Below are 20,707 nucleotides of genomic sequence, written 5' to 3'. Positions count from 1 at the left end.
TGTCGCCCTAAAAACCCATGCTTGTGCTGGCGAAAACGGCCAGCTTCGCTGGCCGTTTTCGCCAGCACAAGCGAGATGCTTGGGGCCGCAGGACCGCAAACCCGAGCCGGAGGCTTACGTTCATGCGGATGGGCCTGCGGCCCCAAGCGTGGGTGTGCAGGGCTGTCGCCCTACATTCGCAGCTGACGGTCGTGCGCGAGCGCAACGGATTCCGGCGAGGCAACCGGATTGAGCAGGTTGCGACACTGATCACTGGTACATCCGGGGCAGCGCAGAGGATACTGGCGCGAGTGGTTGAGCCCGCTTGCGAGGTGTTCAGCGACAAGATCAGCGAGGGCACGTTGAAAGTTTTCATCGTCGTTGAGGGCGGGGGCACGTTTGAAGTTGGTGATGCCGGCGCGGTGAGCTAATTCGCCGTATTCATGGTCAATCTCGGCGAGCGTTTCAATGTGGTCGCTCGTGAAGGCAAGCGGGACAACGAGAACGTTGCGCCGCCCCTGCGCGCCCAGTTGCTTGATCACCTGCTCGGTCTGTGGCCCAAGCCAGCGCACTGGCCCAACCGCCGATTGGTAGGCGAGCAGATATTCGTAGGCAAACCCGAGTTGCACCATCACCGCCTGCACACTCGCACCGATCTCCTGAGGATACGGGTCGCCACGATCAATGATCTTGAGGGGCAACGAGTGGGCGCTAAAGAGCAAGAGCACGTTATGGCGTTCAGCGGCAGGAAACTGTTCAAGCCCGATCTGCACGCTACGGGTCATTGCCTCGATAAAACCGGGATGGGTCGGCCAGCGGTCAATCATACTCCAAGAGAACGCATTGCCAAGGCCAAGCCGCCGCGCTGCCCGCCAGAGCTCGTTGAGGCTTGAGCCGGTGGTGGCGCAGGAAAACTGGGGATACTGGGTAAAGGCAACCGCGCGTTTCACCCCATCGGCCTGCATCTGACGCAGGGCATCTTCGCTAAAGGGAGGCGCATAACGAAAAGCGACATAAAACCGATGAGGTGCCGTCGCTGGCGAGAGCCGGTCGAGCCAGCGGATCATACCTTCGCCCTGGATAGTAGTCCAGCGCAAAATCGGTGAACCACCGCCAATCAGGCGATAATTCTCTTGCACGGCAGCGGTGCGTCGCCGGGCAATGAAGGGGCCGAGCCAGGCTTGCAGGGGCAACTGAATAATTTCGCGGTCAGCAAAAAGGCGGACGAGAAAAGGGCCGACTTCATCGAGGGTCGCTGGTCCCCCGAGGTTAAGCATCACAATGCCAGTCTGCACGGACATGAGCGAGCTACCTTTGTATTGAGCGCACGCGCTCTTCTTCAGAATCTATGCAAATCTTATCAAAACTATGCGTAGTATACCATATATATCATAAGGCCGAAGCACGCGTGGGGGCACGGGCAAGCCGTGCCCGTACGGCGGGGGCGGGGGCGGGGGCGGGGGCAAGCCGTGCCCGTACGGCGGCGGTGCGTTGTAGGGGCACGGCTTGCCCGTGCCCTGCGTTGGTAGGGCACGGGCAAGGGGGGCGGCGCGCCGTGTCACCCCGCTGCCGCTGCGCCCGCCGTGTCACCCCGCTGCACCAGCAATGTCACCCCGAGCGCAGCGAGGGGTCTTCCATGCGCCGCAGCGAAGATTCCTCACTCCGTTCGGAATGACATGGCTGGCGTTGGCACCCCGCTGCGCGCCCTTGCCACCCCAAGGCATCCGCCCTGTCACTCCGAGCGCCCGCCGTGGCACCCCGCTGCACCAGCCATGTCACCCCGAGCGCAGCGAGGGGTCTTCCATGCGCCGCAGCGAAGATTCCTCACTCCGTTCGGAATGACATGGCTGGCGTTGGCACCCCGCTGCGCGCCCTTGCCACCCCAAGGCATCCGCCCTGTCACTCCGAGCGCCCGCCGTGGCACCCCGCTGCACCAGCCATGTCACCCCGAGCGCAGCGAGGGGTCTTCCATGCGCCGCAGCGAAGATTCCTCACTCCGTTCGGAATGACATGGCTGGCGTTGGCACCCCGCCGCGCGCCCTTGCCACCCCAAGGCATCCGCCCTGTCACTCCGAGCGCCCGCCGTGGCACCCCGCTGCACCAGCCATGTCACCCCGAGCGCAGCGAGGGGTCTTCCATGCGCCGCAGCGAAGATTCCTCACTCCGTTCGGAATGACATGGCTGGCGTTGGCACCCCGCCGCGCGCCCCTGGCCCTCTTGGGATACTGCTGGCAAACCCCAACTGAGCGGCACCCTGCGTTTTTCGGGTCGTCTTGCGTCGAGAAATTGCGCCTCGTGCATCCTGGGCCACCAAGCGAGGTCGTCACAGCCCTCCTCCGCAAAAAACCGCAACGACGCTGTGGGGAGTACCGGCTCTCTGAGCGAAGGTCACTCATACAAAGTTTGCCAGCAGTATCCCAAAAGGCACGGGCGGGGGGCTACGGCCAGCGATAGCGCTGCCCTGGCGGTAGGCGTAAGGTTTCGGCCCCAAGTCGCCCGAGCATGACAGCTTCATCGTTGAGGGGGCGTTCAAAGCGGGTATGGGTGGTCCATTGAACGATGCGATCACCGTGCCACATTTCACCACTCACGGGTGTGCCAGGCAGGGCGATGCGTGCTGCAGCTTCGGCCATGGCCGGGCAGAGGCCATCAGGCGACGGGGCACCATCGCGACACGTGGTGCTCCGACGAGTTTCAGCGAGATAGAGGGTTGTCCCAGAGGGGCGCGGAGTCACTGCGTTGCCCCGGAGTTCGAGGCAGAGGCGCTCGAAACATTGTAGGCGCCCCCAGTCAAAGGGAACCAGCGGCGTCAACGGCCACCCGAGGCGCTCGAGGCCACCCAGGTTTGTCCAGGCGGCCCACATAACCCCCGGCACCATATAGTCGGTTGCGGCGACATATTGCCCGCCTTGCGGCGCAACTGCGAGGGGCGTCGGTAATATCACATCTGCTGATACGCCTTCAGCATCAACAAGGCTAACCTTGATCTGGTACGAGCCTGGCGGCAGATTCGTTGGGACTTCAAAGGGGTGCATATGTTCCACCGTGGCGTCGGTCGGCCAGCGCGACGGTGGATAGATGCCGTAGAGCAATTCGCGGGTACTGGTTGCCACAATGCCGCCGTCGAGAGCCGCCAGATCAACCACGACGCTCAGGTCATCGTTGGAAGGAGGCATAGCCGTGCGTTGCCAGAGCAGCGTCAACGTCACCAGTTCACCCGGCTCGTAGATTTGCCCCACTGACGGCACAATGGCATAGCTCGTTAGACGCAAAGCCGTGTCGCCCAGGACAAGCTCGCCGTCAAGCGGATAGGCTGGCCCGGTTGCGATCGGACGATAGAGATCGAAGGTGCCCAGCGAACCGTCGTGCGCATAACGGCGCTGCACCAGTTCGACGACACCGGGGCTTAGCCAGTTGCCCAGGTAATCGATGATCACCAGGGGCAGCGTGCCATTGGCGAGCTCGTGCAGCAACGCCGTTTCGTCGGCCAGCCCCTGATCAAGCAACTGGCGCATCTCGAACGCCTGGAGCCGCGAGGTCACCCCGGCGGCGGCGGCAACTCCGGGCATGTCGGTCAGCACCACCGGCCCCGCCGCTTGCACCGTCGTCGCAAGCACTGTCCCCACCCTGGTCTGGGCCGCTAACACTTCGGCCTGCCGCCTGGCATCGGTCAGCAGCCCATGACGCCCAAAGACGAACCGCGGTTTCAATGGCTCGACCAGAGTGGCCGGACGCAACTGGTCGGCGTGCCACAGCGGCGGATAGTAGGCCAGTGCCAGCACAAGCAACCCGTAGAAGAGCGGCCCACGCCACGGCAACCAGCAGCGTATCAGACTCGGCGCGAGCGCGATGAGCCAGATCAGACCAGCGTAGAGTTCGAGGAAATAGTTGCTATACGCGCCAACCTTGCCCACGCCAAGCGCGGTAAGAAAACCGGCGAGCGTATACAAGAGCGCGAGTTGGAACGACGAGCGCGGCCATCTGACCTCACCCCCTGGCTCCCGCTCGACAGCAGAGCGGGGGAGGGTTCGCGACGAGGATCTGGACGGCGAAGCATCCAGCTCAGCCTCGGCAGTCGCAACAGGGGTGCGGCGCATCAGAGCGAGCCCGGCGAACGCAACCAGCAAGGCGGCAGCCGCAAGCGCCCAGCGCAAGCGGATCTGCTGAACCCAGAACTGCAGCGCCAACTCGGCGTCCCAGCGATTCGCATTGGCCGCGACGACATGCAGCGCAAACCAGCCCTGGCTCGCCCATTGCATTGCAAGCAAGGTGAGCCCGCCTGCCAGGCCGAGGGTCAACCCAAGCACCACCAAGCGGTAGAGCGGCAAGCGGTCGGCATAGCGACGGCGCCGCCTGCGCCCCGGTAGCGTCTGGCGCGCATCGATCAGGGCTGGCAAAGCCTGCCAGGCAAGCCAGGCCGAGGCGGCAAGCGGGGCCGCAAGGAGTGACGGCTTGACAAAGAGACTCGCGGTCAACAAGAGGCCAGCGACGACCACGCGGCGCAGCGAGGGCAACGGCGGATGTACCAGTACCACCAAGCCCCAGAGCCCGAGCGCAAGGCCGAGCAGGTCAACCCGCATCAGGGCCGACCATTCGCGGACAATTGGGATGGCAAGAAAGAGGAGCACAAGCAACCACGACGTACGGCGTACCGTAGGGGAAGCCGTGGTGGCTCCAGGGCGGGCCAGCAACGCAATGGCACCCATTGCAGCGAGCGTCGCAACCAGGGAAAGCAGGCGACCAGCGATCAACACCGACCCTGTCAGCGGCGTCAGCATCGCCGTAAGCACCAGATAGAGCGGAGGATAATTGACAATCAGAAAAGGGGCGTGCTCTGGATCAGCATAGAGACGCCAGATCGGCACCCCAGCACGCAGGCGCTCGACCTGAGCAACCAGCGGGCCTTCGCCATAGTCAAGAGGAAAAGGAAACGCCAGAAGCTGCCGCACATGCACAGCAGCATAGAGCAGATAGGCAATCGCGAGCAACCCCAGCGCAACCTGGGCCACACGCACCAGCGAAGGACGATACAGCATACGGTGCATTATATGCGCTCTGGCAACAAACGCCAGCAGTGCTGGCATTTGTTGCCAGAGCATTGCAAAGTCCTGAGGCGTAGACCGGTTCCCCGCGCTGGAGGCTGGTATAATAAGCATAACGCAAGGAGGGGAGAACTGATGAGCACCGTACTTGAGATCGCCGAGATTATCGCGCAGACCGATGCATCAAAGGCACCGGTACGGCTCGAATATGTCCGTGGCCGGATGAAGTGGGAAACATCACCGGCAAGTCGGCACCAGAAGGCGCTGCAACGGATCGAACGTTCACTGCGCCCGATCCCGGGGCAGGCTGGAGGCTGCGGTTGCTTCGCGCTCGCCGATACGCTGATTCGCTTTGGCGACCCGGATGGTTCGCTTAAACGCCCTGATCTCGCGATCTTCTGCACCGAGCCACCGGATAGCGATGAGGCGCTGACGATGATCCCTGCGGCTGTCGTCGAGGTGCTCAGTGTAGGCTATGAAGAGAAAGATCTCGGTGTTGACGGTGCGCCCTTCTACCTTGCCTATGGCGTGCAGGATGTGCTGATCGTTGACCCTCGCACCGGGGTTGTCTATCACGACACCCCGGATCATGAGCGCCATGTGCACAACGCACCCGTGACCATCGATCTGCGGTGCGGCTGTCGGGTAACGATCACCTAGGCGACACCGGAAGACGACCAGCTTTGCTGGTCGTCTTCCGGTGTCGCCTATAACAAAGCGTTAACGCCGATTGACGCGGTAGCCGACCTGCTTGAGCAACTCACTGGCGATGACGCTCTTCTGGATCTCGTTGGTGCCCTCAAAGATGCGGGTCACACGGGCATCGCGGTACATCCGCTCGAGGGGCACTTCACGTGAGAAGCCCATGCCGCCATAGATCTGGATGGCTTCGTCAATCACCTGGCTCGCCATCTCGGTGCAGTAGAGCTTGACGATGCTGCTTTCGAGCGTCGCATTTTTGCCATCATCAACCTTGCGTGCGCAATCGTAGACGATCTGCTCCATCGTATAGATCTTGACCGCCATTTCGGCGAGCTTAAACTGGATCGCCTGCAAATCGGCGATAGGGCGACCAAATTGATGGCGCTCGATCGCATAGTTGCGACTAAGTTCAAACGCCTCTTTCGCTGCGCCAACACTGCTGCCACCAAGCCCGCAGCGCCCGATATCGAGGGTACGCATGGCAACCTGGAACCCATGGCCGACGCCACCAAGCACATTCTCGGCCGGCACGCGCATATCCTCAAAGAAGAGGCTTGCGGTATGCGACGCCTTCAGGCCCATCTTGTCCTCAACCTTGCCCACATTGAAACCAGGGAAGTCCTTCTCAACGATGAACGCGGTGATCCCGCCACGGGCACCTTTGGTCTTGTCGGTCACCGCATGCACAATGATCACATCGGCGAAACTGCCATTGGTGATCCACATCTTCTGACCATTGATGACCCACTCATCACCACGCAACTCGGCGGTTGTGCTAAGATTAGCCGCATCACTGCCCGCGTTCGGCTCGGTCAACGCCCAGGCCCCCACGAGACGGCCCTCATTCATCGGCTGCAGATACTTATCCTTCTGGGCGTCATTGCCACCAAGGTAGACACTCATCGCAGCAAGCTGCGCATGCGCCCCAAAGATCGTCGCATGGCTAGCACAGACACGGTTCAACTCTTCCATCAGCACACAATAGCCCGTGATGCCCATGTCAAGCCCGCCATACACTTCGGGGAACGGCACACCCAACAAGCCCAACTCACCGGCTTTCTTAAACGTCTCTAGCGGTACCCGCTCCTCTTCATCAACCTCACGGGCGATAGGACGAATCTCCTTATCCACGAACTCGCGCACCGTCTGACGCAGCATCTTGATCTCATCACTGTGCTCGTACTCCATTGTCGAGGCCTCCTCTTGATGCGGTAGTGATACCGCTGCTGTAGTGATGCAGCCGCTCTGGCTGCGCCTGGTTGTTGTGTGCAAGGCCGAGCCCTGCATGCCGTCGCGTTCGAGGGCTTTCGCCCCACGAAACAACGTTTTAGGGCGGTAGCCCTAACCCTACTGGGCCAGTGGCCCGGATGCATTGCGTCATGATGTGACAACCTCCTGAAGTTGCGCACCTGCCATGGCCTGCCTGGTTGCTTCGCTGACAACGGGCAGAAGCAGAACGGAGGGATGCTCGGCGTCGTGAAAGACCGTTTGGCGGGCACGGAGACCCGCAGGAACCGCGTCGATCAAGGCTCGTCCGTCCCCACTATTGACATTCCAGCGGGGGTGAGCCCCACTACAGATATGCAGCCGCAGGCGTTGCCCCGCCTGAAAGCGCCGTGCCGTAGCCCAAAGATCAAGTTCAAGCCGGAGGCTGCCGTCAGGTTGCACCTCGCCAACACCCGGCTCAACCCGGATGGCACCCTCGCAGACATTGATGCTCTGCCCATCAGGGTCAACCGCGCAGAGACGCCCGACGAGATCGAAATAGGCCAGATTGGAGCGTACAAAAACCTCGAGGCGGACATAGCCAAGCACATCAAGCGGCGCTTCGAGCGGGACACTGGTAAAGAGCAACACATCGCGGCGCGCCTCAACTAGCGCCTGGTTTCGCGCCCCACCATTCGGGCTCAAGACCGGCCCACCAACCGAAGGCGTTGGATCATGCGGGTCATATGCGAACGATGAAGCGGCAGCCTCTTGGGCCCTGGTCTCACGCAGCCAGCCCCCGGCGTGCAGATAGAACCGCTGCAATTGCGCCGGCGGAGGCCAGAAATCCATCTCGTGGGTTTCGTGCGCCCCGAGCAGCGCCAACCGTACGGCCCGTCGGCGCGGCACATCACGTCCGTGCAAGAGCGCATCAAACCAGGTCAACCCCTCGCGAACAGACGCGCCAAGGATGCTGTTGGAGGTATGGTGCCCGGCGAGCACCGTGAGATAGGGGCGTGCATCAGCAGCCAGCAAGTCGGTATAATCGGCAAGTTGGTCACGCAGGAAAATGTCGTACCACGCAGCGACCAGATGCACAGCCGGCGTCACCCGCGCAAGCGAACGATCAAAATCCACCCGCGACCAATAGGCCCCATCAGGGCCTGGCTCGGCGAGCCACTGCTGAAAGAAGGGCTGCACCGCCCCGGTCGCCCGGCGATCGGCTTCAGCAAGCGGAGCCGAAGCCAGAGTCGCCGCCAGGGTCGCCTCGCGCTGCGGGCGCAACACCCGCACCAGCGCAACGAGGTCAAGCGAGCGTCGGTTGGTTGCCTCGAGATAGGTTGCCCAGCGCAGCGACGACTCATAGGCAAACGGGCCACCAGGATAGAACGAATGCGAGAAACGGCTCGTCGTAATCACCGGCATGATCGCCTTGAGAAACGGCGGCGCATCGGCAGCCACGGCCCACTGGGTATAGCCAAGATAACTTGGACCCCACATCCCCAGATTGCCCTCGAACCAGGGCTGCGCCGCGATCCAGTCCAGTGTCGTGCGGCCATCCTCCTGCTCGTGGACAAAAGGCTCAAAGACCCCGTCCGAACGAAAACGGCCCCGCACCCCCTGCACCACCACATTGTACCCACGCTCAGCAAAGAGCGCTGCCCCCATCAAACCACCCGGCCCGAGCAACCGAGTCTCGGAGGGGCGCCCATAGGGTGTGCGGATCAGAATCGTCGGAAACTGCCCGCTGGCACGCGGAAAAAAGCGATCGGCATAGAGCACCGTGCCATCAGACATTGGCACAGGCAGATCATACTCAGCGGCCACCGCATATTCGGGTGGGCGCAAGCCAAACGCACGAGCGATGATCTGGCGACGCCTGGCATAGAGCCCCACGCCAACCAATCCGAGCCCGGCTATGCCGATGGCCACCAGCGAACGCCGCATGAGATCTTCCTCTGATGAAAATGGGAAAGATAGGGCAGGGAAAACGAGAACCCTGCCCTCTTGAACCTGAACGTGCTTTGAGCGAAAGCGGCCTGGCTTTCGCACAAAGCGTATGATAAATATTACACGGTGCGTTATGAAAAGTATAACAAATACCTATGAGACCTGTCAAGCCATAAATAACGCAGAGTGTCAATTTGCCTCAAATTGCTCAAAGGCGAGCCCATAGGTACGGGCGGGAATATCACCAAGCGTTGTCGGCCAGAGGCCGGTCACGGCGCGGGTGATCTTGCCGGCGTGGTCGTGACAATTTTCGATAAAGAGCGAGTAGCGTTGCTGAACGCCCGCCGCCACCGTCCCTGCGACATAGACACCAGGGACATTCGTCTCCATTGTTTCGGGATCAAAGCGGGGAACGCGATTGGAACCTTCGAGCAATACGCCCACCTCTTCGAGCAAGCTCTGGTCGCCGCGAAAGCCGGTTGCCAACAAGACAAAATCGGTCGCGTGGCGCAGCGTTGGGCCTGGCACCGGTTCGCCGTCGACGGTACGAGCGAATTCAACATAATCAGGCGTAATCGCCACTGGCACCGTCTCGGGCAAAAAGCGGATCGTCCCGGCCTCGATCTGGGCCAGCAGATCGGGCATAAGCCAATGCTTCACCCGGCGCTCATCGAAGGTCGCACGGCGATAGCTGATCGTCACCTGGGCACCGGCGCGCCAGCAACGGAGAGCGGCTTCGACGGCAGAATTTTTGCCGCCAACAATCAGCAACCGACGGCGAAAATAGTCGTGCGGATCACGAAAATAGTGACTCACATGGGGCAGATCCTCACCGGGAAGATCGAGGCGAAGGGGCCAGTGCATATCGCCAATGGCAAAGACCACCCGTGCCGCCTGATAGGTACGTAGCCCGGTGCGATGGCTCGTCTGCAACGTAAACGCCCCGACCGAGCCAGTCACACTCGTCACTGGCTCGTAGCTATTGATATGCAGGTCAAACTGCTCGACGACCGCCCGCAGATAGGCCAGATACTCTTCGCCAGTCGTGCGTTGCTGATGATTATTGGGGATCGGCACCCCCGCAATCGCAATGCGCTCGCTTGTACTAAAAAAGGTCGTCTGGCGCGGCCACCAGGTCATCGTATGACCAATCTGACCCGCATCGAACTGCACATAGCGTACCCCTCTGAGCTTGAGACAAACGGCGAGTTCAAGGCCAATCGGCCCGGCGCCAATAATAGCGATATCGTACGGTTGCTGCGTAGGCATGATGTGTTCCTTTCCTGCATAGTTATTGCATCTTCCGTGTATGCACCCCGCCAGGGCACCCGCCAGGGCACCCGCAAGGGGTGCCCCTACACCGGGCCCGGCCAGGGCACCCGCAAGGGGTGCCCCTACACCGGCCCCGCCCAGGGCACCCGCAAGGGGTGCCCCTACCCGACACCGGGCCCGGCCAGGGCACCCGCAAGGGGTGCCCCTACACCGACACCGGGCCCGGCCCCCGGCCCTGCACACACCCGCCAGGGCACCCGCAAGGGGTGCCCCTACACCCGGCCCTGCCCCTGTAGGGGCACCCCTTGCGGGTGCCCCTACAGGGGGCGGGTGCCCCTACAGGGGGCGGGTGCCCCTACAGGGGCCGGGTGCCCCTACAGGGGCCGGGTGCCCCGTTGTTGCCGGGTGCCGCCGTTTGCGCCGCTGGTTGCATGTACATGCTGCCAAATAGAGCGTATTTTTGTATCCGGTTTCGTATGATGTCATCGCCCAGCATAGTTGCGGGCTCTTATCTTGACATAGAGTAACCCTCATTAGTATAATACTCAAGATTCAACCTCATGTTAGGAGCCGCGTGTATTCATGAACCACCGTATACACTGGCGCAATGCCGCGGTTGCCACGTTCATCATCGTTGCACTCTTTCTCGCGGTAACTGCCCCTTTCACCTCACTTCCGCTCAGCGCTCAAACCGCTATTACGGTTGATCCTCCCACCCCTGCGATCAGCGTTGCGCCTGGCGGGACAAATCAGACCCTGATTACCGTCACGAATAATAATATTCCCGGTGCGGTGGATCGTACATTTACCCTGGCTTTTAGCAACATTCCCACTGGTATTCAGATCGCTCCTTCTGGTTCAACCTTCATTGCCGTCGGATCGTCACAGCAGATCAGTGTTGGCGCTGCGGTAGCCAACACGGTTGCGCCAGGGGTCTATACGATTGCCGGCATTATTACCGGTACCGCTGCGGGTCAGACAAATGTGACCCAGAGTATCTTTTTGCAGCTTACCGTCACCGGGGCAACGTTTACTCCAACGCCAACAACGACGGCAACACCCCGTCCTGCGACCGTCACGCCAACCCGTGGCCCGGTCTGTCGTGATGGGTTTGAGGATGATAATAGCCCGGCTACGGCCAAAGTGATTGATGTTGACACCTCGCAGGAACGGGCGATCTGCCCCGCTGGCGATGTTGACTGGCTGGTGTTTGGCGGGGTCGAGGGCAAGGTCTATACGATTGATGTTGCGAGTCAGTCGCCTGGGCTGGATCTGAGCCTCGAACTCTTTGACGCGAACCTGAATAGTATCGCCTTTAATGATGATTTCTTCAACCGTACCCCCGGGAGTCCTAATCCGGGTGATACACGCCCCCGAATTACGATCCGTATCCCTGCTGATGGACGGTACTATATTCGGGTACGTGATGTCGCTGGACGGGGTGGGGTTGATTTCCTGTATGTGATTGCGCTGCTCAGCGGGAGCTACGGGCCAACGCCGACGCTGGTCACCGATGTCTGCCTCGATCTCTTTGAGCCCGATGGTCTGCCCGAGCAGGCAAGACTCATCACATCGAATGAACTCCAGGAGAACCGTGCGCTCTGTCCTGATGGCGACGCGGACTGGGTAACCTTCTTTGGCAAGACGGGCAAGCGTTACATTATGTATACCGATACGCGGCGCTATATTGGGCGTACCAGGGTCAACCAGGATACCCAGGCGGGCGCGGATACGGTGATGGTGCTCACTGATCGCGATGGGGTCTCGGTGATTGACATCAATGACGATATCCCGGGCGGCAATTCACTCGACTCACAGATCGAGTTTATTCCTGAGGTTGATGGGTTCTATTTTGTGCAGATCAAGAATGTCGGCGATGTGGGCAATCAGTTTATTCGGTACGATCTTGTCCTGTTGCTCTGCTTGCCTGGGCAGACCGATTGTGGCCGGACGACGATCACCGGGTTGCCGATTAACCCGCTTACGCCTGTGCCGACCGGCACGCCTGATCGTGAGTTTGTGCTTGATCAGCCAACTGCGACCCCAACCAATACGGCTACACCTGTGCCATAAGCCCAGTTGCCTCGGTTATGTATACACCTATTCGTGACGATACGCGAGAACTCGAAGTGCTGGTCAGCCAATTGGCTGACCAGACTGGTTCTCGGTTGGCGACGTCGCAAGGTGAGGCAACGGTGGCAGCGTTTGTCAATGGGCGGCTGCGCCATGCAGGGATGGGCGTCGGCACCTACGAAGTACGCGTCGTTCCGCACCGAGGGCATTGGTATCGCTGGCCGGCCCTGCTGGGGCTGGTTGCGGCATTGCTGACACCGCTGCTGCCGTTGCCTTCGCTGTTGCTGGCAGTGATCGTCTTTGGGTGGTTCTTGCTCGATAGTCTGGGGATGCCGTTGCCCCCACCAGGGCGGCGCTATGCAAGCCAGAATATTGTGGGCACCCGGGCAATTACCGGTGCGATGGGGCTTGAACCGGCGGTGCCACGCTGGCGGGTCTTGCTGCTGGCCCCCCTGGATATGGCGCTGACGCACCGTGGGCTTGCGGCGCTGTGCGGGATAGGGACGACCGCCGGGCTGGCACGAGTCGCCATTGCCACGGTGACGATCCTGGCTTCCGGGATGAGTCTTTTCCTCCCCGGTCTTCCATGGCTGATCAGTCTGCCTGGTGGGCTGGGCTATCTGCTGTTGCTAATTGCCGCCTTGCGCCCGCCAACGCCGGCGAGCCCCGATGGCGGCCTGGCAACCCTAGCGACGATGCTGGCCGCCGTGCAACGCCTTGGCGCGTTGACCAACGTCGAGGTGTGGGCCGTCGCGGTTGGTGCCGTTGCCAGTGACCAGCGAGGTGTCACCAATCTGCTCAGACGGTTCCCCTTTGACCGTGCCCGCACCCTTTGCATTACGCTAGAGCCACTGGTGGGCAACCAGGTGGTCATTGCGAGCCGCGAACAGGCGGGGGGGGTGGCCGATCCGCTCTTGTTGGAACTGGCGCTCGAAGCCGACACGGCCGATCCCCAGATTGATGCTGAACCGCAGATCCTGGCGCAACGGGGGCGGCTGGCAAGCATTCTGCGGCGTCACGGCTATCGAACCGTGACGATTCTGGCCCGACCTGCGCCGGGGGCGTTGGCGCAGAACAGTGATTCTGCCGCGATACCGCGCCTGGTCGAACGCACCACGCGGCTGATTGTGGGCATCGTGCGGGGGTTGGAGGCCAAGGGATGAAGGTGAGGGCTGACGCCCTCACCTTCATCCCTTTGGGGGCAAAAAGAAAAGAGGGGTGCTTCGGCCCTACTTGCGTAACGTGCGCGGTCGTGGTAGGATCAGGGTATCCTCGGCTGCCCGTGGGTGGGTATGTGTTTTGAGCCAACACTGTTTCGATGGGAGCTTTGCTCTAACGAGTTGAGTTATGCGGCGGGCCGCAGATACTCACAGGCGGGCACCCACCTGCGCTTGCAGGTTCGAAACTGACCCATTCACGGCATGCCGAGGTAATTTTTTCCTCTGGACGGTATGGTATGCTCTATCTCTTCTACGGCCCTGATGAACTGGCGCGCAGTGAGGCGGTTGCCGAGTTGTGTGCGCGTGTGCCGGTGGACGTGGCAGAGTTGAATATTAGTCGGCTCGATGGGCGGCGGCTGAAGCTAGAGACGCTGGCGGCGGCGTGTGAGGCGATGCCCTTCCTGGCCGATCAGCGCCTGGTCATTGTCAGCGATGCGCTGAAGCATACGAAGGCGGGCAAAGAGCGCGATGAGTTGCGGGCGTACCTCGAGCGGGTGCCCCCATCGTGTCTGCTGGTGTTTGTTGAGGGCGAAGATGTTGACCGCCGGAGTGTGCTCTTTACGCAGTTGAAGAAGAGCGGGGAGTTGCGCGAGTTTCAGCCCCCCCAGGGCGGCGAGCTGGTGCGCTGGGTGACGGAACGCGCCCGGCGCTTTGGGGTGCGCCTCGATCCACCAGCTGCCCAGCACGTGATCGAGCTCGCCGGCGGTGATCCGCGGACGCTCCAGACGGAACTGGAGAAGTTGGCGACCTATGTGGGGCGGAAGGGGACGATCACGTCGGCAACGGTCGATCTGCTGGTGCAAGACAGTCAGGAACAGAATCTCTTTGCGTTCCTCGATGAGCTCAGTATGCGGCGCATCGGCGCGGCGCTACGCGGGGCTCACGCCCTGCTCGAAGATGGTCAGGCCCCGACCTACATTCTCTTTATGCTCGCCCGTCAGATCCGCATTCTCCTGGGGGTCCAGGAACTGGTCGCCCAACGCATGCGGCCTGAGGCGATTGCCGCCGAATTAGGGCAAAAGCCCTTTGTCGTGCGCAAGGCCATTGAACAGGCGCGGGCCTTTGGGCCGGGTGAACTGAGCGAATTGCATGCCCGCCTGCTCGAACTCGACCTTGCCACCAAAACCGGACGCATCCAGCCTGAGACAGCACTTGAGCTCTTTGTGGCGGAAACGTGCGTCGGGAATCATTCAGGCCGCTAAGGGTGGCTTTGCCACCCTTAGCGGCCTGAACAAAAAGGTGTGTTGGTTAGGCGCTAGCAGCGTTGAGTTTCTTCATCAGGCGTGATTTGCGACGGGCAGCATTGTTTTTGTGAATAATGCCTTTAACGGCTGCTTTATCGAGCGTGCTAATTGCGTCGCGTACGGCCTCTTCGTCGGGTGTGCCGCTGAAGATCGACATCTCGGCCTTTTTCACCATTGTTTTGACGCGTGAGCGATAGACCGTATTGCGCTCGTGTTTGCGTGCATTGCTCCGAATGCGCTTCTTTGCCGACTGTGTGTTCGCCAAGGATGGGTACCTCCGGTATAATCCAGGTTACGCTTTGTTTTTGTATTCTTCCCGCTAACGGTTAAGTATAGCAGAAGGGTTCCGTCCGTGCAACTTGGGATGCTGGTGCGCCGCGTGCGCGGCGGGGCGTTGGGCAATAGTCTGATTGTGATGGCCGGCTTTGTGCTGAGTCGGGTGACGGGGTTGCTACGCGATATGGTGGCAACCTATCTTTTTGGCACCTCGGCGGAAGCGGCGGCCTATCGGACGGCCTTTTCGGTGGTGGATCTGCTCTATCTGGTGATTATTGGTGGGGCCTTGGGCAGCAGTTTTATTCCGGTCTTTATTGAGACGTGGGAGCGTGACGGTAAAGAGCGGGCCTGGCACGTGGCGAGTGCGGTAGTCACCTGGGCCCTGCTGATCTTGAGTATGGCGAGTGTGGTCATTTTCCTGGCTGCGCCGTGGCTGATTACCACGCTCTATGGTGGGCAGGACTTTGATCAGGCCACGCTGGAATTGAGTACGCAGTTGACGCGGCTCTTTCTGCTTTCGCCGCTGTTGCTGGGGCTCGGTGGATTGGCGATGGCGGCACTGAATGCACGGGATCGCTTTACGCTGCCCGCCATGGCGCCGTCGATCTACAACCTTGGCATCATCGGGGGGGCACTGGTTGGGCAAGCGTTCGGCCTCGGCATCTGGGGGATGGCCTGGGGCGTCGTGATTGGCGCCCTCTTCTACCTGCTCGTCCAGATCCCGGGGCTGTATGCGCTCGAGATGCGCCTACGGCTCCACCTAGGGCGCGGGATCGAACAGGTCAAGCGCATTGCCCGCCAGATGGGGCCACGGGTACTCGGGCAGGCCGCCGCCCACATCAGCCTCGTCGTCACGCTCGTGCTCGCGGCGCGGCTCAGCGACGGCACCGCCAAAGTCGCGGGACTTGGCTATGCCTACCAACTGATGCTGCTACCGTACGGCATCTTCTCGCTGAGCCTGAGCCAGGTCGCCTTTCCGCGGCTCGCCCGGCTCGTCGCCGAAGAGCGCTACGACGACTTTAGCAACGACATTCGGCGGACGCTGGGCACGATTCTCTGGCTCACCCTGCCCGCAACGGCCATCCTGCTCACCCTGGGCTTCCCGATCAGCCGCGTGCTCTTTCAACGGGGGGCCTTTGACACCGCCTCACTGCAACACACCACGAACGCCCTGATGGGCTACGCGCTCGCGCTGCCGGCCTTTGCCACCTCGGAGATCCTGATCCGCGCCTTCTATGCGATGCAGCGCACCTGGACACCCGTGCTGATCGGGATGGGCCAGGTTGCGCTGAACCTGAGCCTCGGCACCTTCTTTCTGCGTGCGGGCAACGACATCACCAGCCTCGCCTTTGCCTTTAGCATTGCCAACAACATCGAAGCCTTGCTGCTGCTACTGGTGCTCGGCAACGCTATCCCAGGCATCTGGGCGCAACCAGCGCTCTGGCGGAGTGTCGGGGTAGCGGTGATCGCGTCGGGGATCATCGGGGCGGGGTTACTACTGCTGACGATCGTTTCCCAGGGAGCGATTCCAGCGCTGACCGCAACGCACCCGTATGTGTGGACCAAGGATATGATCGCGTTGAGCGCCTGGTTGGTTGGGGCGCTGGCGCTCGCGGGGGCGGCGTATCTTGGGCTCAGCATCATCGGGCGAGCGGCGCCGGCGGAGGCGCTGAGGTCACGGGTTCGCTGAGAACGCGGCGTTCCGGAGGTTTTAACACAGAGGCGCGGAGACGCGGAGGCGCAGCGTTTCTTTTTCTACCTTGGCGCCCTACGGAATGCCGACTTTAACGCTTGGTGTGAGATCGTTTTTGCCGCACTGGGACGCCGCCGAAAAATGCATACTTCGCCCGTTTGCGATGCGGAGGCTACGCGTGTACCGCATCCTGATGCAAAACCGTGGACGAGAACTCACACCAAGCGTTTTAGTCGGCCTCAAGCAGCCTTATTAGTCTGTAACGTACGTTTCTTGATCCCAACGGGGGCTTCGACAGGCTCAGCCTCCGTCCGTTCGCAACGCCCATCGTCCGCCGTTGGCTGAACTTGTCGAAGCCAAGCCCGAGAGCAGAAAACTTGTGTTACAGACTACTTATGGCGCTGTATTGTCGAGATCACGCAGAAACGCGGTGAAACTCGCCAGTTCGGTGCTGAGTTGCTGATAACATGGACGCAGGTTCTGCGTCAACTCTTGCAGGCGAAGTGGGCGTAAATTAAAGGTATAGACGTTGCGCACGACGTGACGAAAACCTCGATATTCGTCCAGAGAGAAACGGGTCGTCTGGCTGATCGCGGCGGGGCGTACACCGTCAATGGCTGCTGACATTTGCAACAGCAGATCACGATGCCAATCCGAGCCCGTTGGAACACTCTCGTCCAGGGTGCGCGCAATATCCTCGAAAATGCGTTCCACGCCAGCATAGAATCCGTGCAGGTTCAACGCAACGCCGTCGAGATAGTCTACGTCATTTTGCTGCTGCGCTTTGCCCAGCAGTGCTTCGGCGCGGTTGACGACTTGTTCTAGATCGTGCAGCGATGCCTGCATGCGACCGGCCAGCGCAGTGTAGGCGCTCATAGCGTTACACCGGTGGTTTCGATCATGGTCACGAGGGCAGTGGGCAAGGCTTCAGCGCGGAGCAGATCGATCGCGATCGATGGATCGAGGTCAATGAGTCGGGAGACGGCGCGGTAGTACCTGGTCTCATCCAAGCCCCACACCACCAGGTCAATGTCAGAGTGGGGGGAAAAGAGTTCATTGCGGGACAATGAACCGAACAATACCACCCGCGTGACGTCATATGTGGTCTTGAGCAGCACCGCTGCACGATGGGCGGTTTGCCACGCTGCCTGGCGTCGCACCTCCAGCGCCTCGCGCTGCTGGGCCATGCGCCGATGCGCTGTGGCACGATACTGGCGCATCTGCTCGGGATCAATCAGGCTTTGTTCGGTCACGTGTGCTCGCATACGGCCTCCGATGCTTGCTGTGCCTTGCAGGATACCATATCTTGGTGGGCTATACCAGGGATGCTTTGAACCTTTGCGCCTTCGCGTCTTTGCGTCAAGATTACCGCCGTTCCCCCCGCCACCCACACCAAAAACGCCGTGTCGCCCAGGCGAGGCCCTGGTACCACGGCGTTTTGGGGTTTACCACAGAGACACGGAGGCGCAGAGTTTCTTTGTCTACCTTACCTGGGCAACGGCTCAGACGTCCGCAGGCTTGCGCTTCTAAATGAGCTCGTGCTCCACAAGAAGCTGTTCAACTTCGCTCATGAACTGGATCACGGGTCGGCGCGACATGCCTTCCGGTGTTGCTTCATGGACGTTGGGCTGGCCAAAAGGGTGTCGATGCCATTCACCATGTTCGAGATCCCGCGCCTGCCAACGCCTGCATCATGGTCGCGATGCCATCGACCGCCGTCTCCCAGGCAATGGCATCTGACTCGACCTCCCATGTGTATCCGTGTTGCCTGGTGATCTGTTGGTGCTCAAATGCCGCAAAGGACATGCCATATTTGCGCGTGAGTTGATGATCGGTCAGACGGTAGCGTGCCAAACGACGCTGATATTCAGCGACCACAAGACGCTGTAGGCTGGCGGCAAGATCGTCGGACGGAGCAATGGAAAGGTCGTTCAGACGGCGCACCAAGTCGTCAGAGACCGTAATGGTTCTACTCATGTGGTTCACCTCCCAACGGCGCATCATGTACGTCATTCCCTCAGACCATTAGTGTACCGCACCACGAGCAGAAAATCCACCCGTCGCGCAAGGCCGACGCCACGGTGTTCCGGAGGTTTTAACGCAGAGGCGCAGAGGCGCGGAGGCGCGGAGACGCAGCGTTTCTTTTTCTACCTTTGCGCCTTTGCGTCAAGATCACCGCCGCACCACCGCCACCACGCGCTCCAGATCATCAAGGCTCAGGGGCTCCCACGAAGTTGGCTTTGCCAAAAGTGATCGGTATTTTGTCGCGTTATGACCCATCCTCGCTGTTTATTTCTGCTGCGATAAAGGCGATGACATCGTCAAGAGATGTTTCGTAGGATGCTACTCTACAGCCTTTCTCGCCAATATGCTTGTGATGGGGGAAATTCTCCAATTCTCTGTGGTGAGGCACATTGTCCCAGCCAATTTTTAGGCTAGCGTCACTAGCTAGCCAGTAATAGCTATATCGAAACAGAACCTGGTCACGCCATCTTTCTGTGACCCGTAGCGTGCAGCCACTATGCAGGTAAAGAATGAGGCGAAATGTTTCATCCGTCAGGCTGAGGACTACCACGTCATGCACCAGATGGGCGTACTTTCGCTCAATCTCTTGCACTCGTCGTTCAACTGTGGACAACGGGTGTCTCCGCCGATTGCAAGATCTGCCTGACATTACGCACAATCATCTCGGTTTCATGCCAGACTTTGTGCCAATATTCCCACTCGATAAAGTCTTCATGAAACTGATAATCTGCGTCATCCGGTAAGCCCTGGGCGGATAGCTGGGCCAGGGTTGTTTGGTAGCGCTCTTCAAAGCGAGCAACTTGCGCCTCCGCCTGGTGGAAACGTGCTTCCAGGTAGGGGAGCCGGACGATGGCTCCTTGTCTGAGGATGGAGAGCATTTCGTGTGCCGGTAGCTCGGCTATATCCAGAACGCTGACGACTCTATCCATAGAACACCTCTGTTTTCTGAGCCGGTTCAAACTCCGCATGCGCCGACGGTCTCCCAGGGTTTCTGGTGAGGTAGTATAGCATAGCGGCCATCGTCCTGGGGTTGTTTTGCAGGCACCACGGCGTTCCGGAGGTTTTAACGCAGAGGCGCGGAGACACGGAGGCGCAGAGTTTCTTTTTTACCTTTGCGCCTTCGCGTCTTTGCGTCAAGATCACCGCCGTTCCCCCCGCCACAGACCAAAAACGCCGTGTCGCCCGGGGCTTGCTGGTAGCACGGAGTTACAGCAGGTCTTTCTCAAGCAGCAGTTGTTCCACCCGCGCTAAAAAAGTAAAAATCGTTCAACCTCTTCAAGCGAACGGAGGAACCATATGGTCTGAAGGGCTTCCTCGGCTTCGAAAGCAAGCTCATGAAGCTCACTCACGGGTCGTCTCCCGCAAGGCACGTAGTTTGCGTTCCACGGTTGCCATACCGCCCATTGCGGTTTCCCAATCCATGGCATCCTGCTCAACTTCCCAGGAATACTCCTTCTGACGGGGAATGGACTGCTCCAGGAAGTCATTGAAGGTCATGCCATACTTGTGGGTGAGGGTCAGATCAACCCGTCGATAGTGCCCCAATTGCCGCATATACTCCGCTTCAATCAGGTGACGCACCTTGGCATCGAGATCCTGTTCGCCTGGCACGGTGTCACGGAGGAATTCTTGCGTTTGCTGCTTTAGTTCAAGGGACGGGTTCATCGTGTGCTCCTCTCTCCTGCTCGCATCACCCCACACTATCAGTTCCCTCAGACCATGAGTGTACCGCACCACGAGCAGAAAATCCACCCGTCGCGCAAGGCCGACGCCACGGCGTTCCGGAGGTTTTAACGCAGAGGCGCGGAGACACGATCTTCCGGTTCTTTGTTGGAAACCGGGGCTTGCACATCGCGCGTCAACTGAACGAAACGCCGAGCAGATCGCAATGCATCATCAGCACTTTGTTGCGTACATAAAGCCCAAGGCATCCTCCTTGTCACCCCGCTGCGCCAGCCATGTCACCCCGAGCGGAGCGAGGGGTCTTCCATGCGTAGCAATGAAGATTCCTCACGCCGTTCGGAA

The 20,707-nt window shown here is 60.3% G+C and carries 17 protein-coding genes and 1 other RNA gene; 6 read left to right on the top strand and 12 right to left on the bottom strand.

Features of this window, described 5'->3' with window-relative positions; all coding sequences use genetic code 11:
* Window positions 1-170: 170 nt before the first annotated feature.
* A complete protein-coding gene (gene hemH, locus A9Q02_RS15275; RefSeq protein WP_216361530.1) occupies window positions 171-1,280 on the bottom strand; it encodes a ferrochelatase in 1,110 nt (369 codons plus the stop codon).
* 1,137 nt (window positions 1,281-2,417) lie between these two features.
* A complete protein-coding gene (locus tag A9Q02_RS15270; protein ID WP_097653955.1) occupies window positions 2,418-5,078 on the bottom strand; it encodes a hypothetical protein in 2,661 nt (886 codons plus the stop codon).
* A gap of 78 nt (window positions 5,079-5,156) precedes the next feature.
* Here A9Q02_RS15270 and A9Q02_RS15265 point away from each other — a divergent pair, with 78 nt between their 5' ends.
* On the top strand, window positions 5,157-5,681 hold the full coding sequence (locus A9Q02_RS15265) for a Uma2 family endonuclease (protein ID WP_097653954.1): 525 nt from the start codon (window positions 5,157-5,159) through the stop codon (window positions 5,679-5,681).
* A 60-nt stretch (window positions 5,682-5,741) separates the two neighbouring features.
* On the opposite strand, the gene A9Q02_RS15260 is transcribed toward A9Q02_RS15265, so the two are convergent.
* From A9Q02_RS15260 to A9Q02_RS15250, 3 genes are all read right to left on the bottom strand, one after another.
* Window positions 5,742-6,911: an acyl-CoA dehydrogenase family protein gene (locus tag A9Q02_RS15260; protein WP_097653953.1), complete on the bottom strand. Its 1,170-nt coding sequence runs from the start codon at window positions 6,909-6,911 to the stop codon at window positions 5,742-5,744.
* 189 nt (window positions 6,912-7,100) lie between these two features.
* Window positions 7,101-8,876, bottom strand: coding sequence for a CocE/NonD family hydrolase (locus tag A9Q02_RS15255; RefSeq protein WP_097653952.1), 1,776 nt, complete (start codon window positions 8,874-8,876; stop codon window positions 7,101-7,103).
* Between the two features lie 192 nt (window positions 8,877-9,068).
* Window positions 9,069-10,148, bottom strand: a complete 1,080-nt coding sequence (locus tag A9Q02_RS15250) for an NAD(P)-binding domain-containing protein (RefSeq protein ID WP_097653951.1) — start codon at window positions 10,146-10,148, stop codon at window positions 9,069-9,071.
* A 585-nt stretch (window positions 10,149-10,733) separates the two neighbouring features.
* Between A9Q02_RS15250 and A9Q02_RS15245 the strand changes: the two genes are divergently transcribed.
* The 4 genes from A9Q02_RS15245 to holA all read left to right on the top strand — a co-directional run bounded on the left by A9Q02_RS15245 (window position 10,734) and on the right by holA (window position 14,646).
* A complete protein-coding gene (locus A9Q02_RS15245; RefSeq protein ID WP_097653950.1) occupies window positions 10,734-12,224 on the top strand; it encodes a pre-peptidase C-terminal domain-containing protein in 1,491 nt (496 codons plus the stop codon).
* Between the two features lie 17 nt (window positions 12,225-12,241).
* The gene (locus A9Q02_RS15240; protein ID WP_097653949.1) at window positions 12,242-13,387 is read left to right on the top strand and encodes a hypothetical protein; all 1,146 of its coding nucleotides are present in this window, start codon (window positions 12,242-12,244) and stop codon (window positions 13,385-13,387) included.
* 102 nt (window positions 13,388-13,489) lie between these two features.
* Window positions 13,490-13,660, top strand: a non-coding RNA gene (gene ssrS, locus A9Q02_RS15235) — 6S RNA.
* 20 nt (window positions 13,661-13,680) lie between these two features.
* Window positions 13,681-14,646, top strand: coding sequence for a DNA polymerase III subunit delta (holA, locus tag A9Q02_RS15230; protein WP_097653948.1), 966 nt, complete (start codon window positions 13,681-13,683; stop codon window positions 14,644-14,646).
* Window positions 14,647-14,692: 46 nt separating this feature from the next.
* On the opposite strand, the gene rpsT is transcribed toward holA, so the two are convergent.
* Window positions 14,693-14,953, bottom strand: coding sequence for a 30S ribosomal protein S20 (rpsT, locus tag A9Q02_RS15225; protein ID WP_097653947.1), 261 nt, complete (start codon window positions 14,951-14,953; stop codon window positions 14,693-14,695).
* Between the two features lie 87 nt (window positions 14,954-15,040).
* On the opposite strand from rpsT, the gene murJ reads away from it, so the two are divergent.
* Window positions 15,041-16,654 (top strand): murein biosynthesis integral membrane protein MurJ, encoded by a 1,614-nt coding sequence (murJ, locus tag A9Q02_RS15220; RefSeq protein ID WP_097653946.1) that lies wholly within the window; start codon window positions 15,041-15,043, stop codon window positions 16,652-16,654.
* Between the two features lie 396 nt (window positions 16,655-17,050).
* Here murJ and A9Q02_RS15215 read toward each other — a convergent pair whose 3' ends face one another.
* The 6 genes from A9Q02_RS15215 to A9Q02_RS15195 all read right to left on the bottom strand — a co-directional run bounded on the left by A9Q02_RS15215 (window position 17,051) and on the right by A9Q02_RS15195 (window position 20,347).
* Window positions 17,051-17,533, bottom strand: coding sequence for a ribonuclease toxin HepT-like protein (locus A9Q02_RS15215; protein ID WP_097653945.1), 483 nt, complete (start codon window positions 17,531-17,533; stop codon window positions 17,051-17,053).
* Window positions 17,530-17,922 carry a nucleotidyltransferase family protein gene (locus A9Q02_RS15210; RefSeq protein ID WP_097653944.1) on the bottom strand — a complete coding sequence of 131 codons (393 nt, stop codon included), beginning with the start codon at window positions 17,920-17,922 and terminating at the stop codon, window positions 17,530-17,532. The genes A9Q02_RS15215 and A9Q02_RS15210 overlap by 4 nt, the downstream gene beginning before the upstream one ends.
* Before the next feature lie 388 nt (window positions 17,923-18,310).
* Complete coding sequence (locus tag A9Q02_RS15205; protein WP_097653943.1) at window positions 18,311-18,634, bottom strand: hypothetical protein; 324 nt, start codon at window positions 18,632-18,634, stop codon at window positions 18,311-18,313.
* Window positions 18,635-18,926: 292 nt separating this feature from the next.
* The gene (locus A9Q02_RS23785) at window positions 18,927-19,274 is read right to left on the bottom strand and encodes a toxin-antitoxin system TumE family protein (RefSeq protein ID WP_141508944.1); all 348 of its coding nucleotides are present in this window, start codon (window positions 19,272-19,274) and stop codon (window positions 18,927-18,929) included.
* Between the two features lie 7 nt (window positions 19,275-19,281).
* Window positions 19,282-19,611 (bottom strand): hypothetical protein, encoded by a 330-nt coding sequence (locus A9Q02_RS15200; RefSeq protein WP_097653942.1) that lies wholly within the window; start codon window positions 19,609-19,611, stop codon window positions 19,282-19,284.
* A gap of 412 nt (window positions 19,612-20,023) precedes the next feature.
* Window positions 20,024-20,347: a hypothetical protein gene (locus tag A9Q02_RS15195; RefSeq protein ID WP_097653941.1), complete on the bottom strand. Its 324-nt coding sequence runs from the start codon at window positions 20,345-20,347 to the stop codon at window positions 20,024-20,026.
* Window positions 20,348-20,707 lie beyond the last annotated feature (360 nt).

The organism is Candidatus Chloroploca asiatica (assembly GCF_002532075.1).
In the GTDB taxonomy this organism is placed as follows: domain Bacteria; phylum Chloroflexota; class Chloroflexia; order Chloroflexales; family Chloroflexaceae; genus Chloroploca; species Chloroploca asiatica.
The sequence above is the reverse complement of the archived record's forward strand: the minus strand, read 5'-3'. Positions and strand labels throughout refer to the sequence as shown.

Excerpts from the sequence above, each read along its gene's own strand:
- hemH (WP_216361530.1), bottom strand. The coding sequence starts at position 1,280 with ATGTCCGTGCAGACTGGCATTGTGATGCTTAACCTCGGGGGACCAGCG.
- A9Q02_RS15270 (WP_097653955.1), bottom strand. The coding sequence starts at position 5,078 with ATGCTCTGGCAACAAATGCCAGCACTGCTGGCGTTTGTTGCCAGAGCG.
- A9Q02_RS15265 (WP_097653954.1), top strand. The coding sequence starts at position 5,157 with ATGAGCACCGTACTTGAGATCGCCGAGATTATCGCGCAGACCGATGCA.
- A9Q02_RS15260 (WP_097653953.1), bottom strand. The coding sequence starts at position 6,911 with ATGGAGTACGAGCACAGTGATGAGATCAAGATGCTGCGTCAGACGGTG.
- A9Q02_RS15255 (WP_097653952.1), bottom strand. The coding sequence starts at position 8,876 with ATGCGGCGTTCGCTGGTGGCCATCGGCATAGCCGGGCTCGGATTGGTT.
- A9Q02_RS15250 (WP_097653951.1), bottom strand. The coding sequence starts at position 10,148 with ATGCCTACGCAGCAACCGTACGATATCGCTATTATTGGCGCCGGGCCG.
- A9Q02_RS15245 (WP_097653950.1), top strand. The coding sequence starts at position 10,734 with ATGAACCACCGTATACACTGGCGCAATGCCGCGGTTGCCACGTTCATC.
- A9Q02_RS15240 (WP_097653949.1), top strand. The coding sequence starts at position 12,242 with ATGTATACACCTATTCGTGACGATACGCGAGAACTCGAAGTGCTGGTC.
- holA (WP_097653948.1), top strand. The coding sequence starts at position 13,681 with ATGCTCTATCTCTTCTACGGCCCTGATGAACTGGCGCGCAGTGAGGCG.
- A9Q02_RS15215 (WP_097653945.1), bottom strand. The coding sequence starts at position 17,533 with ATGAGCGCCTACACTGCGCTGGCCGGTCGCATGCAGGCATCGCTGCAC.
- A9Q02_RS15210 (WP_097653944.1), bottom strand. The coding sequence starts at position 17,922 with ATGCGAGCACACGTGACCGAACAAAGCCTGATTGATCCCGAGCAGATG.
- A9Q02_RS15205 (WP_097653943.1), bottom strand. The coding sequence starts at position 18,634 with ATGAGTAGAACCATTACGGTCTCTGACGACTTGGTGCGCCGTCTGAAC.
- A9Q02_RS15200 (WP_097653942.1), bottom strand. The coding sequence starts at position 19,611 with ATGGATAGAGTCGTCAGCGTTCTGGATATAGCCGAGCTACCGGCACAC.
- A9Q02_RS15195 (WP_097653941.1), bottom strand. The coding sequence starts at position 20,347 with ATGAACCCGTCCCTTGAACTAAAGCAGCAAACGCAAGAATTCCTCCGT.